Here is a 20222-nt window from a genome sequence, read left to right as displayed (position 1 = left end):
GGTGGCGCTCACGCGGCGTGTGCCGCGCCCGCCTCATACGACGGCTTGCCGCCCGCGTGCACGGCGCGGCCGGCACCCGAGTGCGGGCGCATCGGCCAGTACAGCAGGTCGGCGGCAATCTGCCGGTAGTCACGCGCGGCGGCCGACGACGGGAACGCGTCGACCGCGGCACGCGTCAGCTCGCGCGCATGCTCGACGAGCGGATCGGCGCTCACGCAGCCCGCGTCGGCGATCGACACCGTCAGGTAGCGGCTCGCGACGCCCGCGAGGTTGTCGAACGCGACCTTCGCGTCCGCGTGGCTGCCGACGTGATTGGTCAGCACGCGGAACTGCGCGAACGCGTGCGCGAAATGCAGCCGCTTCATGTATGCATACGCCTCGGTGATCGCCTGCGCGGCGACCCGCGTGACGACCAGCACGTCGTGCGCTTCGCGGGCGAGCGCCGAGAACGAGCCGTCGGCGCCGAGTTGCGCGTCGACGAGGACGATGTCGGCCGGGCCGTCGATGAAATCGCTCAGCTGCGCGTCGGTGTAGCCGGTGCGCGCGAGCCGCGCCGCGGCGCACAGGCCGAAGCCGGCCGCGACCCGCGTGCGCTCGCCGTCGCGCAGCCACGCGCCCGCCAGCGTCGCGCTGGCCGAATGCACGTCGGTACGCTCGTCGACGACGAGCACATCCTTGCCGAGCGACGCGAGCGCCGCCGCCAGGTTCACGACGGTGGACGTGCAGCCGACCCCCGCCGGCCCGCCCGCCACCGCGACGATGCGTGACGCGCGCCCGGCCAGCAGGCGCCGCAGCCCTTCGGCCTGGTCGATGATTCGTTTATCCAAATCGCACCTCGTGAAGCTCGGCGGTGGAACGTGCGGTCAGTGCGGAAAGCAGCGTCGGCATGTCCTCGTCTTGCGGCACGAAGGGGGAGCCGTCACGCGGTACACAGAACGCGCTCTTCAGCAGGAATTTGGTCGACGCGACGTACAGGTTCTCCGGCACCTTCTGGCCGGTCGACACGTAATGGATCGGCAGCTTGTAGCGGATCACCGTGTCGAGCACGCCGCCGAGGTGGGTCGCCTCGTCGAGCTTCGTGAGGATGCAGCCGGCCAGGTCCGGATGCTCGCCCGCGCTGCGGTATGCCTGCACGACTTCGTTGAGCGTGTCGCCGTGGCTGGTCGCGTTGAGCAGCAGCAGGCGCTGCACCGGCGCGTTCGCGCCGTGCAGCATCGCGATCTGGTCGGACACCGCGCGATCGCGCTGGCTCATGCCGATCGTGTCGATCAGCACGATGTGCTTGTTGCGCAGCTCGGACAGCGCGAGCGCGAGGTCGCCCGCATCCTTCACCGCGTGCACCGGCACGCCGAGGATCTTGCCGAAGATGCGCAGCTGCTCGTGGCCGCCGATCCGGTAGCTGTCGGTGGTCAGCAGCGCGACCTTGCTCGCGCCGAAGCGCATCACGCAGCGTGCGGCCAGCTTCGCGGTGGTGGTCGTCTTGCCGACGCCCGTCGGCCCCATCAGCGCGAACACGCCGCCGCGCTCCATCAGCGCATCTTCGCTGTCGAGCACCGGCAGGTTCGACGCGAGCACCGACTGCGCCCATTCGGCGGCCTGTTCGAAGGTCTGCGCGCCGTCGCCGGCCGGCATGTTGTCGACCAGCATCCGCACGAGCTGCGCGGAGAAACCGGCCGCGAACAGGTGCTTCGTCAGCGCGCCATGCACGGCGCTGCGACGCTGGCGGTCGTGCCACATCAGGCTGTCGAACTGCTCGGCCATCATCCCGCGCAGTTCGCCGAGCTCCTGCATCACCGTATCGTTGACGATCCGCTCGATGCGCGACTTCACGGCGTCGGCCACCGCGGCGGCCGCGTCGGCGGACAGGCGCGTGCGCTCGGCCGCCTTCGCGGCGTACGCGGCGCTGGTGTTCGTATCGGGCGCGCGGGTGGCGGCGGCCGGCATCCGGCGTTCGGCGTCGCGCACGATGTCGCGCGCCCAGTTGGGCGGCGTCGCGCTCGCGGCGGTCTGCGGGGCAGGCGCGCTCGCAGGCGGCGCGGCGGGCGTCGCCTGCGCACGCGCCATCAGCGCGTCGCGCTGCTGCGTCAGACGCTTCGCGTGCTCGACGAGCCACGGCGCGGGTTCGGAGGCGGCGGCCGGCGCGGCGGCGGCTGGAGCGGCGGCCGCGGAAGACGGCGCTGCCGCTGCCGGCGCTTCGTCATCGAGCGCCGAAGGTTGCGCCGTCGCCTCGTCCGCGTCGGCGCTTGCACCGAACACCGACGAGAACACGTCCGGCAGCCCGCCTTCGCCTGCCGCATACGGATTGACCGTCGGGCGGCCCAGCGGCGCGCCCGGGCGCGACACGATGCCCGGCACGGCGGCAGCCGGCACCGATTCCGGCGTGCGCGACGCGGCGATGCGCGGGCGTGCCGCGGCCGGCGGGGCCACGGCGGCCAGGTCCGAATCTGCCAGGGCGACGATTTCCACGCTGCCGTCATCGAGCGTACGGTTCGACAGCACGACCGCGTCGGCGCCGAGCGCCTCGCGCACCAGACGAAGTGCGTCGCGGCTCGTTGCGCCGGTGAATTTGCGAATGTTCAAGCGGAACCCCCGATGACGTTAACGACTTTGATCGTGCGTGTGTCCGGCACTTCGGCATACGACAGCACTTTCAATTGCGGCAGGCTGCGGCGCAGGAAACGCGCGAGCATCGCGCGCAGCGCGTGCTGCACCAGCAGCACGGGCGGCAGCCCGAGATTCTGTTGACGCAGCATCGCCTGTTGCGTGCCGGTCAGAAGGTTGTGCGCGAGGCCGGGTTCGAGGCCCGGGTTCGCGCCGGTGGCGAGCGCCTGCGACAGCACGCGCTCGAGATTCGAGTCGAGGCCCATCACCTGCATTTCGCCGGTGCCCGGATACCACTGCTGCGTGATCGCGCGGCCGAGCGACAGCCGCACCGCGGCCGTGATCTCGAACGCGTCGCCGCGGCCCGCGTGTTCGGACACGGCTTCGAGAATCGTGCGCATGTCGCGGATCGGTACGCCTTCCTCGAGCAGGTTCTGCAGCACCTTCTGCAGCGTCGTCAGCGAGATCGTCTTCGGCACGAGGTCCTCGACGAGCGACGGCGCATCCTTGCCGGTGCGCTCGATGAGCGACTGCACTTCCTGGCGGCCGAGCAGCTCGGCCGCGTGCTGGACGACCAGATGGTTCAGGTGCGTCGCGACGACCGTGCTCGCGTCGACCACCGTGTAGCCGTACACCTGCGCCTGCTCGCGCATCGCGACGTCGATCCACACCGCCGGCAGCCCGAACGCGGGATCCTGCGTGACGGCGCCCGGCAGCGCGGCCGTCACCTGGCCGGGGTTGATCGCGAGCCACTGGCCCGGGAACACTTCGCCCACGCCGATCTCGACGCCCTTCAGCGCGATCCGGTACGCGTTCGGCCGCAGCTCGAGGTTGTCGCGGATATGGATCACCGGCGGCAGGAAGCCGATTTCCTGTGCGAATTTCTTGCGGATGCTCTTGATGCGCTTGAGCAGTTCGCCGTCGCTGTTCTTGTCGACGAGCGGGATCAGGCGGTAACCGACTTCCAGCCCGAGCGGGTCGATCAGCTGCACGTCGTCCCAGGTCGCCTCGTGGCTGTCCGCCGGCAGCACCGCGGGCGGCGCGATGTCGGTCAGGTCGCCGGCCGCCTTGCGGGCCGCCGCGCGCTTGGTCTGCGTGCGGGCCAGCCAGATCGCGCCGCCGCCGAGTGCGAGGAACGCGAAGTGCGGCATGCCCGGGATCAGCCCCATCAGCACGATGATCGCGCCGGTGATGTTCAGCACGCGCGGGTTCGTGAACAGCTGGCCGGTGATCTGCGTGCCGATGTCCTCGTCGGTCGCGACGCGCGACACGATCACGCCGGCCGCGGTCGAGATCACCAGCGACGGGATCTGCGCGACGAGGCCGTCGCCGATCGTCAGCAGCGTGTAGTTCGTGCCGGCCGCGGCGAAACTCATGTCGTGCTGGACCATCCCGACGATCAGCCCGCCGATCACGTTGATCGCCATGATGATCAGGCCGGCGATCGCGTCGCCGCGCACGAACTTCGACGCGCCGTCCATCGACCCGTAGAACTCGGCTTCCTGCGACACGGCCAGGCGGCGCTTGCGCGCCTGCTCTTCGTTGATGAGGCCCGCGTTCAGGTCGGCATCGATCGCCATCTGCTTGCCGGGCATCGCGTCGAGCGTGAAGCGCGCGGACACTTCGGCGATCCGCCCCGCGCCCTTCGTGATCACCATGAAGTTGATGATCATCAGGATCACGAACACGACGATGCCGACCGCAAAGTTGCCGCCGACCAGGAAATGGCCGAACGCCTCGATCACCTGGCCGGCCGCGTCCGGGCCCGTGTGGCCTTCGAGCAGCACGACGCGCGTCGACGCGACGTTCAGCGACAGGCGCAGGAGCGTGGAGAACAGCAGCACGCTCGGGAACGCCGCGAAGTCGAGCGGCTTCATCGTGTACATGCTGACGAGCAGCACCATCACGGACAGCGCGATGTTGAACGTGAACAGCAGATCCAGCAGCATCGGCGGCAGCGGCAGGATCATCATCCCCAAAATCATGCAGATGAGGATCGGGCCCGCGAGCGCGCGCAGGTTGGTACCCGCGAGCATGTTCGGGCGCTTCGCGAACAGGCCGGTCGGGGTGCTCATGCTGCCTCCTGCCGGGCCGCCCCAAGGGGCGTAGCGGGGAATTCGCGGAGCATTGCTCCGCGCCCGCGCAGCCGGTCGGCTTTGCAAAGCCGACCGTGGACGGCAGCCGCCCCCTCGGGGGGCAGCGAACGAAAGTGAGCGTGGGGGCTAATCATGCCGTGCCTCCGTTACCGAGCGTGTCTTCCTGTTCTTCGCGCTCGTCTTCGGCGGACACCGACGCGCCCTTGTCGAGGTCGGCCGGCACCTCCAGATCGACCGGCATCGCCGGGAACGCACCGCCTTCCGAACGGAAGCGCTTGAGCTGGTAGACCCACGCGAGCACTTCGGCGACGGCCGAGTACAGCGAGCCGGGAATCTCGCGTTCGAGTTCGACGTTGTGATACAGCGCACGCGCGAGCGGCGGCGCTTCGAGCAGCGGCACGTTGTGTTCGGCCGCGAGTTCGCGGATGCGCGCGGCGACGAGGTTCACGCCCTTCGCGACGACCTTCGGCGCGCGCATCTCGCCGTCCGTGTATTGCAGCGCGACGGCGAAGTGCGTCGGGTTCGTCACGACCACGTCGGCCTTCGGCACGGCCGCCATCATCCGGCGGCGCGCGATCGCGCGCTGCTGCTGGCGAATCCGCCCCTTCACGTGCGGATCGCCTTCGTTCTCGCGATGCTCGCGCTTCACTTCTTCCTTCGTCATGCGCAACTTCTTGTTGTACTGCCAGATTTGGTAAGGCACATCGAGTGCGGCGACCACCAGCATCCCGGCGACCGTCGTGCCGCAGCACACGGCGATCAGGTGCAGTGCATCGGGGAGCGCCACGCGCAGCGGCTGCGTCGCGAGGGCGAGCAGCTCGTCCTTGCTGCGCCAGATCGCGATGCTGCCGATGCCGCCGACGACCAGCGTCTTCGCGAACGACATCCCGAGCTGGATCGGCCCCTGGATCGAGAAGATCCGGCCGAGGCCCGAGATCGGGTTCAGGCGGTCGAACTTGAGCTCGAACGTCTTCGACGAGATCAGCCAGCCGCCAAGCGCCATCGGCGCGAGCAGCGCGGCGACGCCGGTGAGCGCGAGGATCGGCAGCAGCGCGGCGAAGCCTTCGAGGCTCGCGCTGCCGGCCGCCGACAGCATCCGGCTCGTGTCGAACGCGGTCGCGCGATCGAACGTGAACGCGCCGCGCAGCATCGCCTGCAGATGCCCGCCCGACGGGCCCGCGAGCAGCCACGCGCCGTAGAACCCGGCCGCGAGCAGCGCGAACGAAGCCAGCTCGCGCGAACGCGCGACCTGCCCCTCCTCGCGCGCCTTCTCGCGGCGCCTGGGAGTGGCGGCTTCGGTCTTGTCGAGATCGCTCTCGTCTGCCACGGGGCCTCCAGTCGGGTACGGCGGAATGCCGCTTTCCAGTGACACCGATTATTCATGGAGGCGTCAAACGCCGATCGGTCGAGCAAAGCCGGGAAAGGGGGGTATTTCGGAGAATCGGCGAGCCGGTGCGAACGCGGGCCGGACGGGGGACGGAACGGGGTGCGGCGCGGCGGAAAAACGTGCCGGCGGGGGCGATGACGGGTGTCGGCTCCGGGCGGAGCGGCGACGGCGTGAAGCGGGGAAAAACGCGGAAACGGTGAGGCAGTAAAGCGGTGCAGCGGAGGCGACGCGAAATCGGGCCCCGACGCGGCGGCGTCGCGCGTCGGGGCAGGCGTCGGTCAGGCCGCCACGATCGGGTCCGCGCCGAAGCGGTTCGGACCTTCGGTGCCGCGCGAGCACGTCCATACCAGCAGCAGGATGCCGCCGACGACCGGAATCAGCCCGAGCAGCAGAAACCAGCCCGAGCGGCCCGTATCGTGCAGGCGGCGAACGCTGACCGCGATGCCCGGAATGATCAGCGCCAGCGAAATCAGGGCGAGCACGCCGAGCAGCAGCAGCGTGATCAGGCCGCCGTCGCGGCCGGCCACGCCGATGATCTGCGCGGCGATCGACAGCACCGTGGTCAACAGCACGAAATACCAGTATTCGGCACGACGCGCACGGCCTTCGAAGGTTGCGTATTTATTGAGTACGGCACGAACGGCTTCGGAAAAATTCATTTTATTACCCTCATGTTTTATATAGACGACCCCGGAAACAACGCCGGCATTATATGTTTGAATGTCGGCGGACTCCATCTCTTTTCACATGCCGGGTAGTCCGCGCACCGGCCGTCTCGCCGGCCCGCGCGGTGCGGGAATGGCTGCAACAGCGGAATCCGGCGCTATCGACTTGCATGCCGCGTCATTTTAATAATCTTGAATACCTGACAGAAACGACAGCCCCGGATAATCCAGCATTTGATTACGTCCGAATGAAATCGAGTGCAATCGATAATCGACGGCGAGTGTGCCGCATTCGATTAACCGGCCGGCATTACGCGGGCGTGCAAAGCGCGCTACGCTTCGCCATGACTCGCCGATTCCGGTCGAACCGCACCCATGCTCCGTCATCCGCTCGTTACGTTGCTGTCGCTTGCCTGGCGCGCTGGCCGCCTGCAACGGGTTCCCGCCGCCTAGTCCGCCTAGCCCGCCGCCGCCCGCTGCAGCGCGTCGAGATCGAGCTTCTTCATCGTCATCACCTGCGCCATCACGCGCTCCGCGCGCGCCGGATCGCCCGTCATCAGCTCGCTCATCTGCGCCGGCACGACCTGCCACGACACGCCGAAGCGGTCGCGCAGCCAGCCGCACTGCTGCGCACGCTCGTCGCCGCCTTCCGACAGGCGCGCCCAGTAGCGGTCGATTTCGTCCTGGTCCCGGCAGTTGACGACGAACGACACGGCCGGCGTGATCTGGAACGCGGGCCCGCCGTTCAGCGCGACGAAGGCCTGCCCGTCGAGTTCGAACGCGACGGTCATCACCGCGCCCTCCGCGCTGCCGGACGCGTGCGCGCCGGCCTTGCCGTAGCGTGCGACGTGCACGATGCGCGCGTTGTCGAACACCGATACGTAGAAACCGGCGGCCGCCTCGGCGTCGCGGTCGAACCACAGGAACGGCGTGATGCGTTGTATGCGCGGGTTCATGGCGCTGCCTCCTCGATGTCGTGTCGGCACGGGTGCCGGTATTACATCGTAGGCGCTGTGCCCGCGCGCGGCGGCGCGCCGGCCGGACTCGTCGTGCCGCGTACGGCCGCCGAATAAAAAAGGGGGCGATCGCTCGCCCCCCCCCTGGTCCCGCGTGTCGCCGTGCCGCGTCAGAACGCGACGAAGGGCGCCGCGCCGCCGCTCGCGGTCTTGTCCATCCCGAAGTAGATCGTCCGGTTGTAGAAGTGCGGCATGCCGATGTCGAGCCAGCCGGACGAGCCGAACGGGCCCGCGATGTCGTCGAACGCGAACGTCGACGGGTTCGAGAACAGCGAATCCGCGTTCGCGACGGGCATCGTCACCGTGCCGCTCACGCCGTTCTGGCCGGTCAGCGTCGCCGAATTGCTGGTCGTCGTCGACGGGCAGTAGAACTGCGTGTTCTTCGGGCAGGCCGGCAACGTGCCCGACGTATCGTTGAAGAAGTACGCATTCGAACCCGTATCGAAGAACGCGGTCACGTTGCGCCCCTGGAACGTCGCGCTGACGTCGCCCGTCGTGGTCGACGTCATCACCGTCTTCCCGGTCAGGTCGGGCAGGCCGAACGTCAGCGTCCCGGTTGCACTGGCTTGCCCACTGTCCGAAATCTTCGACATGCTCACGCTCACCCCGCTGCTGTCGGCGAAGCGATGCACCGGGTTGGCGACCTGTTGCGCCACCGGCACGAGCGCGACCGTGCAGTTCGCGTTGTTGCCGTTCGGGCACGCGTAATAGTTGTTGTTCGTCGACGTCGACGTCGCGCAGGTCGTGCCGCAGTCGACCGGCGCCGGCCCGATGCCGAGGATCCCGTTCGCGCCGAGCGCGCTCGCCGAGTTGGCCGACGCGCCGCCGTTCGTGCACGAGCTCGGCACGTTGGTCGTGCCGAGGTCGCCGATGATCTGCACGGGCAGCGAACTCGCCTGCTCGGAGCCGATCGACAGGTCGACCGTGCGCACCGAGCCCCACGTGTAGCTCGACACGAACTTGCCGCACTCGGCGACCGGCGCGCCGCCGCTCGTCACCTGCGGGAGGCTGCCGAGCACGCCCGACACGGCGCTGCCGACGAGCCGCAGCCCGTAGGACGCGGTGTCGACGAGCACGTTGTTGACCACCTGGCAGTTCGACGTACCCGGCGCGCAGACCTTCAGGCTGACGGTCGGGATGTTGATCACGTTCGCGACGCCGGCGTTGACGGTGATGACGGCCGTGTTCCCGGAATTGCCGTCCGAGCCGCCGTTACCGTTGTTGCCGCCGTTGCCGTTGCTGCCCGAGCTGCTGCCGCCGCCGTCTCCGCCGCCGCAAGCCGTCACGAGGACCGCCGTCGCCGCCGCGAGGCCCAGCACGCCGAGCCAGCGCTTGAATGTACGAGGAATTCTCAAGATCGCTCTCCCGCTGTCACTGGATGTCGGTGCCGGTCAGGCCGGCAGGCAGCGCCGCCGGCAGCCACGCCTGGCCCGAGAAGGCGCCCATGTGGCCGCCTGTCCGGATCACGAGGCCGCTGGTGTCGACGGACACGGGCGCGCGCCAGCCGCGCGCCTTGTGCGCCGCCTGGACGCCTGCGGTGTACTGCGGGAAATAGCTGCCGAGCAGCGACGCGAGATCCGGCATCGTCGGCCCTTGCCATGCGAGGCCGAACACGCTGCCGGCGGCCGACGTGTATTCGTGGATGACGGTGCCCGATCCGAGCGTGATCTCGCGGACGGTATAGGCAGCCGTGCTCGTCTGCATGCCGTCTGCCGAACGCATCGCACGCTGCAACGCGCGCACGGTTGCGGCCTGATCGTCCGCCGGCGGCGACATCGGCGCGCCGCCCAGTTCAGCGTATGCGTGGACGCTCCACAGCACACCCATTGCAGCCGTCGCGTGCGCGACGGCCCAGCCCAAGCGTTTCAGCTTCACGTTCCCCCCCAAGGGACTGGCTTTGTTGCCGGCGGTGCGGCCATCGCGCCCGCGCCACCTGCCAACAGATGAAATCGTACGAATGTCGCTACGTTGCTGCTGACGCGTAGTATGCCTGCTGAGTGTATCGAAGTGTCAATTTGACGCAGGATCGCGCTGCGCCACGCGGGGCAGCGTGCGCGGTGAAGCAGTGCGGGGGAGGGGGTGAAGCGGGCATCGGGCGCCGCTGCGAGATGCGGCGCACCGATGCCTGCGGCAGGGTCAGAAGCCCAGGCTGGCGAGCAGGTCGTCCACCTGCCCCTGGTCCTGGACCACGTCGGTCTTGCCTTCCGGCGCGATCTGCGGGCCGTTCAGCAGCGACTCGGGGCTGCCGGTCGGGCTGATCTGCTCGGCCGCGAGCAAAGCCGCGGTGGCCGCGAACTGCTCGCGCCGCTCGGGCGCGATGTTCTCGACGAGCACCGTGAGGAGCTGCTGCTCGATCAGGTAGACCATGTCCATGATCTTCTTGATCACCTGCCCGGTCAGATCCTGGAAATCCTGCGCGAGCATGATCTCGAGCAGTTGCGCGCGGGTGGCCGAAGCCGATTCGGGCAGCGTGCGCAGGAACGTGCGCGTATCGTCCATCAGCTCGCGCACTTCCGCGTGCTCGATCGGTGCCGCGTACCACTGCGCCCAGCGCGCGTCGAGCGCCTCGGCCTCGTTCTGGATGCGCTCCTGCATCGGCTTCGCGACCTCGATCGCGTTCAGCACGCGCACGGCGGCCTGCTCGGTCATCGTCGCGACGTAGCGCAACCGGTCGCGCGCATCGGGCACGGCTTCCGCCGCCCGCTCGACATGCTTGTCGAGCCCGAGCTCGCGCATCGAATCGCGCAGCGTGCGCGTGACATGGCCGATGCGCGCGAGGATGCGGTCGCTCGCGAAATCGGCGCCTTCGGCCTGGCCGTCGGCGCTGAACCCGGCGCCGGTCAGCGCGGCATGGATCGGCTCGTTCACGTCAGCTCCCGGTCTTCGCCATCTTGTCGATGATCTTGTTCAGCTTCTCGTCGAGCGTCGCGGCCGTGAACGGTTTCACGACGTAGCCGCTCGCGCCGGCCTGCGCCGCCGCGATGATGTTCTCCTTCTTCGACTCGGCCGTGACCATCAGCACCGGCAGGTGCGTGAGCGTCGCGTCCGCGCGGATTTCCTTGAGCATCGCGAGGCCGTCGAGGTTCGGCATGTTCCAGTCGGAGATCACGAAGTCGAAACCGCCGCCGCGCAGCCGCGCGAGGCCGGCCGCGCCGTCCTCGGCCTCGTCGACGTTCGAATAGCCCAGTTCCTTGAGCAGGTTGCGGACGATCCGGCGCATCGTCGGGAAATCGTCCACCACCAGGATTTTCATGCTCTTGTCCATCGTCGTTCCTTTCCAGATTCGTTTCCGTCGGGACGCGTATCGTGGCACGCGCCCCGTGACATTCCATTCAAACGCGCTGCACGCGGTCGCCCATCGTCGCCAGGCGCGCCATCACGCGACGGCTCATCTCGGCGAGCGGCACGATCTCGTCCGCGCCGCCGAGCGCGATCGCCTCGCGCGGCATCCCGAACACGATGCAGCTTGCTTCATCCTGCGCGAACGTGTGAGCGCCCGCGCGTTTCATCTCCAGCAGGCCGGCCGCGCCGTCGCGGCCCATCCCGGTCAGGATCACCCCGAGCGCGTTCTTGCCCGCGTGCGTCGCCGCCGAGCGGAACAGCACGTCGACCGACGGGCGGTGCCGGTTCACCGGCGGCTCGTCCGACAGTTGCGCAATATAGTTCGCCCCGCTTCGCGCAAGCAACAGGTGCGCGTGGCCCGGCGCAATATACGCGTGACCCGGCAGCACGCGCTCGCCGTGCTCGGCTTCCTTCACCGCGATCCGGCACAGGCCGTTCAGCCGCTGCGCGAACGACTTCGTGAAGCCCGGCGGCATGTGCTGCGCGATCAGCACGGCCGGCGCATCCGGCGGCAGCGGCGTCAGCACTTCGCGGATCGCCTCGGTGCCGCCCGTCGACGCGCCGATGATGATCAGCTTCTCGGTACTGACGAGCGGGTTGTTGATCATCGGCGCGGCCGGGTGGCTGTCCGTCGCGCGCGCGGCGGCCTGCGGCTGCGGCGCCTGGCGCACGCGCGCCCGCGACGCCGCGCGGATCTTGTCGGCGAGCTTTTCCGCGTAGTCGAGCATCCCGTCGCGAATCCCGACGCGCGGCTTCGTGACGAAATCGACCGCGCCGAGCTCGAGCGCGCGCAGCGTGATTTCCGAGCCGCGCTCGGTCAGCGACGACACCATCACGACCGGCATCGGCCGCAGCCGCATCAGCTTCTCGAGGAAGTCGAGCCCGTCCATGCGCGGCATTTCGACGTCGAGCGTAAGCACGTCGGGGTTGTGCTGCTTGATGAGCTCGCGCGCGACGAGCGGATCGGGCGCGGTCGCGCACACCGTCATGTCGGGCTGGCTGTTGATGATCTCGGTCATCAGGCTGCGGATCAGCGCCGAATCGTCGACGCACAACACTTTGATCTTCTGCACTGCGGTCATGCCTCCTGCTTTCTTGATAGGTTCGCCGGCCGCACGCCGGCGGCCGGCGCCGCGCTGCGCGCGCCGAACAGCTCGATGCGCGGGCGCGCCGGCTGCGGCGGCGCCGGACGCTTCGCCGCGAACAGCTCGACCTGCGGACGCGGCCGTGCGGCGCGGGCGCGATCGGCCTCGCGGGCGAGCGCGGCTTCGCGCTCGGTGACGCCCGGCACCTGCAGCCGCAGCTTCTTCACCGCCGCGCGCCCCGTGGCCGCCATGAACGCGACCTTGCGCGGGTGCACGCCCTGCAGGTCTTCCGCCGTGATGCGGATGCGCTCGAGCGCGAGGTAGCGGCGCACGAAATCCGCGTTGCGATCGCCGATGTTGATCGTCGTCATCCCGGCCAGCACGGCGGCGCCCCCGAACACCTTCGCCTCGAAGCGTTCGCGGCGCCCGCCGGCCTTGATCATCTCGTTGATCAGCACTTCCATCGCATACGCGCCGTAGCGCATCGATTCCGACGCGGCCGCGCCCGGATCGGCGCCGTCGTCGGGCAGCATGAAGTGGTTCATCCCGCCGATGCCCGCGTACGGGTCGTGCAGGCACGCGGCGACGCACGAGCCGAGCACGGTCATCAGCACCATGTCCTCGGACGTCGTGTAGAACTCGTTCGGCAGCAGCTTCACGCCGGGACGGCCGAAGTGGTTGTCGAAGTAGCGATTGGTGGCGATCGGCAGGGCGCTCATCCGCGCTCTCCAAGAGCGGATGCGGCGCCCGCGGCATGCCTGCGCGTGGCAGACGGCATCGCGCTCGGCTGCGCGCCCCGCGGCCGCGCGCCCTGGGCGGCGTCGCGGGTCAGCTCGTACACCGTCTGCCCGCGCAGCCGGAATGCCTGCGTGACATACGTGAAGTTTTCCGAATGGCCGGCGAACAGCAGCCCGCCCGGCTTCACGAGCGGCTCGAAGCGCGACAGCACCTGCCCCTGGGTCGGCTTGTCGAAATAGATCATCACGTTGCGGCAGAAGATCGCGTCGAACGGCTTCGCGATCCCGTAATCCGCATCGGTCAGGTTCAGCTGCTCGAAGCGGATCATCGCGCGCAGCTCGGGACGCACCTTCACGCGCCCGGCCTGCGCGCCCGTGCCCTTCAGGAAGAAGCGCTTCAGCCGCTCCGGCGACAGGTGCTTGACCTGGTCGTACGTGTAGATGCCGGCCTCCGCCTTCGCGAGCACCTGCGTGTCGAGGTCGGTCGCGAGGATCGACGCGCCGCGCGCGGCCGATTCGCCAAGCGCCTCGATCAGCGTGATCGCGATCGAGTAAGGCTCCTCGCCGGTCGACGCCGCCGAGCACCAGACCGAGACCGGCGCCGGCCGCCCTTTCACGAAATCCGACAGGATCGGGAAATGGTGCGACTCGCGGAAGAACGCGGTCAGGTTCGTCGTCAGCGCATTGGTGAACGCTTCCCACTCGAGCGGATCGTCTTCCTGCTCGAGCAGGTCGAGGTAGTCGCGGAACGTGTCGAGGCCGCGTGCCCGCAAGCGGCGCGCGAGACGGCTGTACGCCATGTCGCGCTTGTGCTCGGACAGCGAGATCCCCGCGCGTTGATGAATCAGCGCGCGAATGCGTGCGAAATCCGCGCTGGTGAACGCGAAGTCGCGCCCCGGCTCGCTCGCGCGAGGCGAGGCATCCGGTTCATCGGGTCGAAACGGCGCGCGCGCGTGCGGCATGGTTTAGAAGGTCTCCCAATCGTCGTCGGACGTGCCGGCCGTGGCCGCCGCCGGCTTCTCGCCGTTCAGCGCCGGGCGCACGAGCGCTGGCTTCGCGGCCGGCTTGTCGGCCGGTGCGGCGGTTTTCGCGAGACGCGGCCCGTAGCCGCCCGCAGCCGTGCCGCGGGAAGCCGGTGCCTCCTTGTGCGCGTGCGCGCCGGTATCGGCCGCACGCTTCGTTTCATGGCCCGCACCCGCGGCACCCGATGCACCCGATGCAGCCGCGGCGGCGGCACGCGGTGCCGGCGCGGCGCGCCGTGCCGGTTGGGCGGCAGCCTGCGGCGCCGGCAGCGCGGCGACCGGCGCCGCATCGAAACGCGGCTCCGACGTCAGCGCCGGCGCGGGCTCATGCGCGAGCGGCCGCGCGACCCCGCGCGACGGCGCGAGCACGATGCCGCCCGCCACGCGCCAGCCCGACACGATCGCCTTCATCTGGCGCGTCTGCTCCTCGAGCGACGCCGCCGCGGCGGCCGCCTGCTCGACGAGCGCCGCGTTCTGCTGCGTGACCGAATCCATCTGGCCGACCGCGCGGTTGACCTGCTCGATGCCGGTCGACTGCTCGTCCGACGCGGCGCTGATCTCGCCCATGATGTCGGTCACGCGGCGCACGGCCTGTACGATCTCGTCCATCGTCGTGCCGGCGCGCGACACGAGCGCCGACCCGCTTTCGACCTTCTCCGCCGAATCGCCGATCAGCTGCTTGATTTCCTTCGCGGCGCTCGCGCTGCGCTGCGCGAGCGAGCGCACCTCGCCCGCGACCACCGCGAAGCCACGGCCCTGCTCGCCCGCACGCGCGGCTTCGACCGCAGCGTTCAGCGCGAGGATGTTGGTCTGGAATGCGATGCCTTCGATCGTGCCGATGATGTCGACGACCTTGCCCGAGCTCGCCGCGATGTCCTGCATCGTCGACACGACCTGGCCGACCACTTCGCCGCCCTGCGTCGCGATGTCCGAGGCATTCACCGCGAGCTGGCTGGCCTGCCGTGCGTTCTCCGCGTTCTGCCGCACGGTGCCCGTCAGCTGCTCCATGCTCGACGCGGTTTCCTGCAGCGACGCGGCCTGCTCCTCGGTGCGCTGCGACAGGTCGGTGTTGCCGGTCGAGATCTCACGCGCACCGACGTCGATCGACTCGGTGCCGCGATGCACGGCCTGCACCATCGTCGTGACGGCGTCCTGCATCCGCTTGATGCCGCCGAACAGGCGGCCGATCTCGTTGGTGCTGAACACGTTCACCGGCTGCGTGAGGTCGCCGCCGGCGATGCGCTCGAAGTGCGCGATCGCGTCTTCCAGCGGCTGCACGATCAGCCCGCGCAACGCAAAGCGGATCGCGATCACGACGACGAACGCGATCGCGATGCCGGCCGCGATCAGGCCGATCATCAGCGAGATCTGCGACTGCGTCGCGGCCTGGCGATCTTCCGCGCGCTTCTGCAGCGCGGCGATCACGGCCGCCGCCGTCTGGTCGAACGCGATGAACATCGGGCTGATCTTCGTGTCGGCCACCGCGTGGTACGCCGCCATGTCGCCCGCGCGCGCCGCCGTGAATTCGGGCTCGACGCCTTCCTTCACGATCGTCGTGTAGCGCGTGGAAAGCTCGTCGAGGAGCGCCTGCTCGACGCCGAGCTTCGGCAACGACTGGAACGCCTGCCAGTTCTGGTTCGACTTCGCGAACAGCTCCTGCGCGCGATCGAGCACCTTCGTGGCGTCGGCCCCGTTACCGGATTCGGTCAGCGTACGGAAGCGATCGAGCGCCACGCGCGAGCGCAGCAACTGCGCGGCCGTGTCGTCGAGCGCATGGATCGCCGGCAGGTCGACGTGCGCGATCTCGTCGAGCGAGCGGCTCGCGTGATTGAGCGCGTAGAGGCCGAGCCCGCCGACGGCTGCGGCCAGCGCCACGAGGATGAGTCCGATCGCCGTGAGCGTCGTGCGGATCGACCAGTTATGCAACATTGCAGATTCTCCCGAAATTCCTGCGCGCGCCGCGCGCTTACCCGCCGAGCGTCTCGATCAGCGCCATTTCACGGCTCGACATCAGCTTCTCGATATCCATCAGGATCAGCATGCGGCCGTCGACCGTGCCGAGGCCCGTCAGGTACTCGGTCGTCAGCGTCGCGCCGAATTCCGGCGCCGGCATGATCTGGTCGGTCTGCAGCGTCAGCACGTCCGACACGCCGTCGACCACCATCCCGACCACGCGATGCGCGACGTTCAGGATGATCACGACGGTCTGGTGGTCGTACTCGACGCGGCCGAGATGGAACTTGATCCGCATGTCGACGATCGGCACGATGATCCCGCGCAGGTTGATCACGCCCTTGATGAACTCGGGCGCGTTCGCGATGCGCGTGACGCTGTCGTAGCCGCGGATTTCCTGCACCTTCAGGATGTCGATCCCGTATTCCTCGTCGCCGAGCGTGAAGACGAGGAACTCCTGGCCCGTCGCGTCGCCTTGTTCCGCGTCGCGGCGGCTCGTTGCCGCGTTCGCCGCGGCCGGATTGATCATTTGGACTTCAGCAGACACGTTTGCCCCCAATCGGTTGAATGGCGAGTGACATCAGAACATCGCGAGCTCGGCGCCGGCTCGGGCGCCGTGCGTCGCACGGGTTTCGCGGTTCAGCGCCGCGACGTCGACGATCAGCGCGACGCTGCCGTCGCCGAGGATGGTCGCTGCCGAGATGCCGTGCACCTTGCGGTAATTGGTTTCGAGGTTCTTCACGACCACCTGCTGCTGGCCGACCAGCTCGTCGATCAGCATCGCGAAGCGGCGCCCCTCGGTTTCCATGATCGTGACGATCCCCTGCGTCGGGTCGGTGCGCGCGTCGTCGACCGAGAACACTTCGTGCAGCGCGACCAGCGGCAGGTATTCGCCGCGCACGCGCACCACGCGCTCGCCGTTGCCGACCGTGTAGATGTCGTCGTTCGACGGCTGCAGCGACTCCATCACGAAGTTCAGCGGCAGGATGAAGATCTCGTTGCCGACCTTCACCGACATCCCGTCGAGGATCGCGAGCGTCAGCGGCAGCACGATCCGCGTGGTCGTGCCGCGGCCGGCCACCGACGTGATTTCCACGTGGCCGCCCATCGACTGGATGTTGCGCTTCACGACGTCCATCCCGACGCCGCGGCCCGACACGTCGGTCACCGTCTCGGCGGTCGAGAAGCCCGGTGCGAAGATCAGCTGCCAGACTTCGTCGTCGCTGATGTTGTCGGACACCTGCATGCCCTGTTTCGCGGCCTTCGCGAGGATCCGCTCGCGGTTCAGGCCCGCGCCGTCGTCGCTCACCTCGATCACGATGTTGCCGCCGTGATGCGCGGCCGACAGCACCAGCTGGCCCACGGCGTCCTTGCCGGCGGCCACGCGCTTGTCGACCGTCTCGATCCCGTGGTCGAGGCTGTTGCGCACGAGGTGGGTCAGCGGATCGATGATCCGTTCGATCAGGCTCTTGTCCAGTTCGGTCGCCTGGCCGAACGTGACGAGCTCGACCTGCTTGCCGAGCTTGCCGGCGAGGTCGCGCACGAGACGCGGGAAGCGGCTGAACACGTAGTCCATCGGCATCATGCGGATCGACATCACCGCTTCCTGCAGGTCGCGCGCGTTGCGCTCGAGCTGCGCCATCCCGTTGAACAGGCGGTCGTGCAGCGCCGGATCGAACGCGCTCGCGGTTTCCGCGAGCATCGCCTGCGTGATCACGAGCTCGCCGACCAGGTTGATCAGCTGGTCGACCTTCTCGACACCGACGCGAATCGAGCTGCCTTCGGCGCCCGATGCCGCGGCGGCGGCCGGGCGCGCGCGCTTGTCGTCGTGATGCGCGGCGGCCTGCGGCGCGTGGTCGGCGGGCGCCGGCTGGGCCGGCTGCGGCGCTTGGGGCGCGGCGGCGGCGGCCGGCTCGGCGGCGGCGGCCGGCTCGACGGGCGCGGGTGCGGCCGGTGCCAGTGCCGCCGGTTGCGGTGCCGCGGCCTGCGGCGCGAATACCTCGGCGCGCGCCGGTTGCGCGGCGACGACCGGTTCCGCGGCCGGCGCCGCGGCGTCCTGCGCGGCAGCCGGTGCGGCCGGCGCCGTGCCGTGCCCGACGCGGATCTGGCTTTCGTCGATCACGAAGCAGCACACGGCGACGATGTCGTCCGACGGCACGTCCGATTCGACCCACAGCGTCAGGTCGGCGCCCACTTCCTCGCGGCCGACGATCCGGCCGAGGTTGCCGAGTTCTTCGGTGAGCAGTTCGCGATCCTTCGCGTCGACGCCCACGAGCGTGATCTTCAGGTGCGGGCCGCCTTCGCCTGCGTCGCCCGCCGGATGCGCGGCCGCGACGGCCTGCTCGATCACGTGGTCGGGCACGCGATCGTCGCCGGCGGCCGGTTCCACGGCCGGCGCAGCCGGTGCCGCGACGGCCGCGACCGGCGCAGCGGGCGCAGCAGCAGCGGCTGCCGGCGCACCTGCGCCGCTCTCGGCCTTCAGCCGTTCGAGCTTCGCGCAGATCGTCGCGGCGGCGGCCGCATCCGGTTCGGCGCTCGCGCGGTAGTCGACGAGCTGGTCGGACAGCACGTCCTTGGTCTCCAGGAACGCGTCGACCATTTCCTTGGTCAGCGTCAGTTCATGGTTGCGTGCGCGGTCGAGCAGCGATTCGAGGATGTGCGTCGTATCGGTCAGCGCGGAAAAGCCGAACGTCGCCGCGCCGCCCTTGATCGAATGCGCGGCGCGGAAGATCGCGGCCAGATCCTCGGGGTCGGGCGAACCGACGTCGAGGTTCAGCAGCAGCTGCTCCATCTGTGCGAGCAGCTCGTCCGCTTCGTCGAAAAATGTCTGGTAGAACTGAGTGATGTCGAGAGTCATGCCCGGTCCCGGGTTGAATGCGTCGCGTGAATGTCAGGAGGCGGCCGGCTCGGACAGCGTCGCGACCAGGTCGACCAGCACGGCAGGGTCGATCGGCTTTTCGATCCAGCCGGTCGCGCCCGCGTCGCGTGCGGCGTCCTTGAACGCGTCGCTGCCTTCGGTCGTCAGCACGAGGATCGGCGTTTCCGTATAGGCAGTGAGCTTGCGCAGCGCGGCGATCACTTCCAGCCCGCTCTTGCGCGGCATGTTCTGGTCGGTCAGCACCAGGTCGTACGGCACGGTGGCCGCCAGGTCGAAGCCGGCCTCGCCGTCCGGCGCCACCGTCACGTCGTAGCCGGCCTGCATCAGCGTTGCCTGCAGCAGCGCACGCATGGTCGCGGAGTCGTCGATGGCGAGAATGGTTCGGATCATGTCTGTCTCGGAATCTTGTCGATATCAGGGTTTCGGCACGGCGACGGCGGACGCCGCGAGCGCCGGGCGCACGGCCGGCGCCGGGGCCAGCTGCTGCGCGAGCTGCTGCGAGCCGGCCGCATCGGCCGACAGCGTCGTGGTCGTCGCATCGTCGCGCATCAGCGCCTCTTCGGATTTGCGGTTCAGCACGATCACGCTGATCCGGCGGTTTTCCGGATCGAGCGGGTCGGCCTTGTTCAGGTTCTGGGTCGACGCGAGGCCGAGCACGCGCAGCACTTTCGCCTCGCCCATGCCGCCGGCGATCAGCTCGCGGCGCGACGCGTTCGCGCGGTCGGCCGACAGCTCCCAGTTGCTGTAGCCGCCCTCGCCGCCCGCGTACGGCACGGCGTCGGTGTGGCCCTGGACGATGATCCGGTTCGGCACGTCGTTCAGCGTCTTGCCGATCTCGCGCAGGATGTCGCGCATGTACGGCTCGACGTGGTCGCTCGACATCGCGAACATCGGCCGCTTCTGCGAATCGACGATCTCGATGCGCAGCCCCATCAGCGTGGAATCGATGCGGATCTGCTGCTTGAACTGGCGCAGCGTCGGGTTGGCCTCGATCGCGGCCATCAGCTTGATCTGCAGGTCGTGCAGGCGCGCCTGCTCGAGCCGGTCCTGCGCGGCCTGCGCGTTCTGCTGCGAGCGGGAATGCTCGTCGCCCATCTTCGCGAGGCGTTCGGCGAGCTGCGTGGTGCCGTCGGTGCGGCGCAGCGTGCCGGCGTCGACGCTCGACAGGTCGCGGCCGCCGCCGTTGATGATGCTGGAATCCTGCGAGCTGCGGTCGCCGCTGCCGAACAGCGCGGCCTTCAGCGGCGTGTTGAAGTATTCGGCGATCCCCTTCAGCTGCACCGGCGTGACCGAGCTCAGCAGCCACATCAGCAGGAAGAACGCCATCATCGCGGTCATGAAGTCCGCGTACGCGAGCTTCCAGGCGCCGCCATGGTGGCCCTTCTTCGCCGGGGCCACCCGCTTGACGACGATTGCGCGATCCTTGCTCTTGCTCATTGG

General features: G+C 69.0%; 18 protein-coding genes. All 18 read right to left on the bottom strand.

The annotated features are described in order from the left end of the window. Nucleotides 1–8: 8 nt before the first annotated feature. Nucleotides 9–827, bottom strand: coding sequence for a flagellar biosynthesis protein FlhG (locus CFB47_RS01180; protein ID WP_089438987.1), 819 nt, complete (start codon nt 825–827; stop codon nt 9–11). Then, nucleotides 820–2580 (bottom strand): flagellar biosynthesis protein FlhF, encoded by a 1761-nt coding sequence (gene flhF, locus CFB47_RS01175; protein WP_089460312.1) that lies wholly within the window; start codon nt 2578–2580, stop codon nt 820–822. Before flhF ends, CFB47_RS01180 begins: the two co-directional genes overlap by 8 nt. Next, on the bottom strand, nt 2577–4676 hold the full coding sequence (gene flhA, locus CFB47_RS01170; RefSeq protein ID WP_089438985.1) for a flagellar biosynthesis protein FlhA: 2100 nt from the start codon (nt 4674–4676) through the stop codon (nt 2577–2579). The genes flhF and flhA overlap by 4 nt, the downstream gene beginning before the upstream one ends. Before the next feature lie 151 nt (nt 4677–4827). Further along, on the bottom strand, nt 4828–6024 hold the full coding sequence (gene flhB, locus CFB47_RS01165) for a flagellar biosynthesis protein FlhB (protein WP_089455398.1): 1197 nt from the start codon (nt 6022–6024) through the stop codon (nt 4828–4830). A 338-nt stretch (nt 6025–6362) separates the two neighbouring features. Then, nucleotides 6363–6743 (bottom strand): DUF805 domain-containing protein, encoded by a 381-nt coding sequence (locus tag CFB47_RS01160; protein ID WP_089438983.1) that lies wholly within the window; start codon nt 6741–6743, stop codon nt 6363–6365. Nucleotides 6744–7207: 464 nt separating this feature from the next. Next, entirely contained in the window at nt 7208–7705 is a 498-nt protein-coding gene (locus tag CFB47_RS01155; RefSeq protein ID WP_089460311.1) for a VOC family protein, read from the bottom strand. Between the two features lie 170 nt (nt 7706–7875). Continuing rightward, nucleotides 7876–9120: a DUF3443 family protein gene (locus tag CFB47_RS01150; protein ID WP_089460310.1), complete on the bottom strand. Its 1245-nt coding sequence runs from the start codon at nt 9118–9120 to the stop codon at nt 7876–7878. A gap of 16 nt (nt 9121–9136) precedes the next feature. Then, nucleotides 9137–9640: a DUF2844 domain-containing protein gene (locus CFB47_RS01145; protein WP_039346816.1), complete on the bottom strand. Its 504-nt coding sequence runs from the start codon at nt 9638–9640 to the stop codon at nt 9137–9139. Nucleotides 9641–9901: 261 nt separating this feature from the next. After that, nucleotides 9902–10633 carry a protein phosphatase CheZ gene (cheZ, locus tag CFB47_RS01140; RefSeq protein ID WP_089424238.1) on the bottom strand — a complete coding sequence of 244 codons (732 nt, stop codon included), beginning with the start codon at nt 10631–10633 and terminating at the stop codon, nt 9902–9904. Nucleotide 10634: 1 nt separating this feature from the next. Further along, complete coding sequence (gene cheY / locus CFB47_RS01135; RefSeq protein ID WP_039346818.1) at nt 10635–11030, bottom strand: chemotaxis response regulator CheY; 396 nt, start codon at nt 11028–11030, stop codon at nt 10635–10637. Between the two features lie 67 nt (nt 11031–11097). Further along, nucleotides 11098–12189, bottom strand: coding sequence for a chemotaxis response regulator protein-glutamate methylesterase (locus CFB47_RS01130; RefSeq protein WP_089424237.1), 1092 nt, complete (start codon nt 12187–12189; stop codon nt 11098–11100). Next, nucleotides 12186–12911, bottom strand: coding sequence for a chemoreceptor glutamine deamidase CheD (cheD, locus tag CFB47_RS01125; RefSeq protein ID WP_089460309.1), 726 nt, complete (start codon nt 12909–12911; stop codon nt 12186–12188). Before cheD ends, CFB47_RS01130 begins: the two co-directional genes overlap by 4 nt. After that, the gene (locus CFB47_RS01120) at nt 12908–13891 is read right to left on the bottom strand and encodes a CheR family methyltransferase (protein WP_089460308.1); all 984 of its coding nucleotides are present in this window, start codon (nt 13889–13891) and stop codon (nt 12908–12910) included. The genes cheD and CFB47_RS01120 overlap by 4 nt, the downstream gene beginning before the upstream one ends. Nucleotides 13892–13894: 3 nt before the next feature. Beyond that, nucleotides 13895–15880 carry a methyl-accepting chemotaxis protein gene (locus CFB47_RS01115; protein WP_089460307.1) on the bottom strand — a complete coding sequence of 662 codons (1986 nt, stop codon included), beginning with the start codon at nt 15878–15880 and terminating at the stop codon, nt 13895–13897. A gap of 37 nt (nt 15881–15917) precedes the next feature. Continuing rightward, nucleotides 15918–16433, bottom strand: a complete 516-nt coding sequence (cheW, locus tag CFB47_RS01110) for a chemotaxis protein CheW (protein WP_043185043.1) — start codon at nt 16431–16433, stop codon at nt 15918–15920. A 51-nt stretch (nt 16434–16484) separates the two neighbouring features. Next, nucleotides 16485–18761, bottom strand: a complete 2277-nt coding sequence (gene cheA / locus CFB47_RS01105) for a chemotaxis protein CheA (RefSeq protein WP_089460306.1) — start codon at nt 18759–18761, stop codon at nt 16485–16487. Between the two features lie 33 nt (nt 18762–18794). Next, entirely contained in the window at nt 18795–19172 is a 378-nt protein-coding gene (locus tag CFB47_RS01100) for a response regulator (RefSeq protein ID WP_011350594.1), read from the bottom strand. 24 nt (nt 19173–19196) lie between these two features. Further along, entirely contained in the window at nt 19197–20219 is a 1023-nt protein-coding gene (motB, locus tag CFB47_RS01095) for a flagellar motor protein MotB (RefSeq protein WP_089438975.1), read from the bottom strand. Nucleotides 20220–20222: the final 3 nt, after the last annotated feature.

The organism is Burkholderia sp. AU27893, from assembly GCF_002223205.1.
Taxonomy (GTDB): Bacteria; Pseudomonadota; Gammaproteobacteria; order Burkholderiales; family Burkholderiaceae; genus Burkholderia.
Note: the sequence above shows the minus strand (reverse complement) of the source record. Positions and strands in the feature narration are given on the sequence as shown.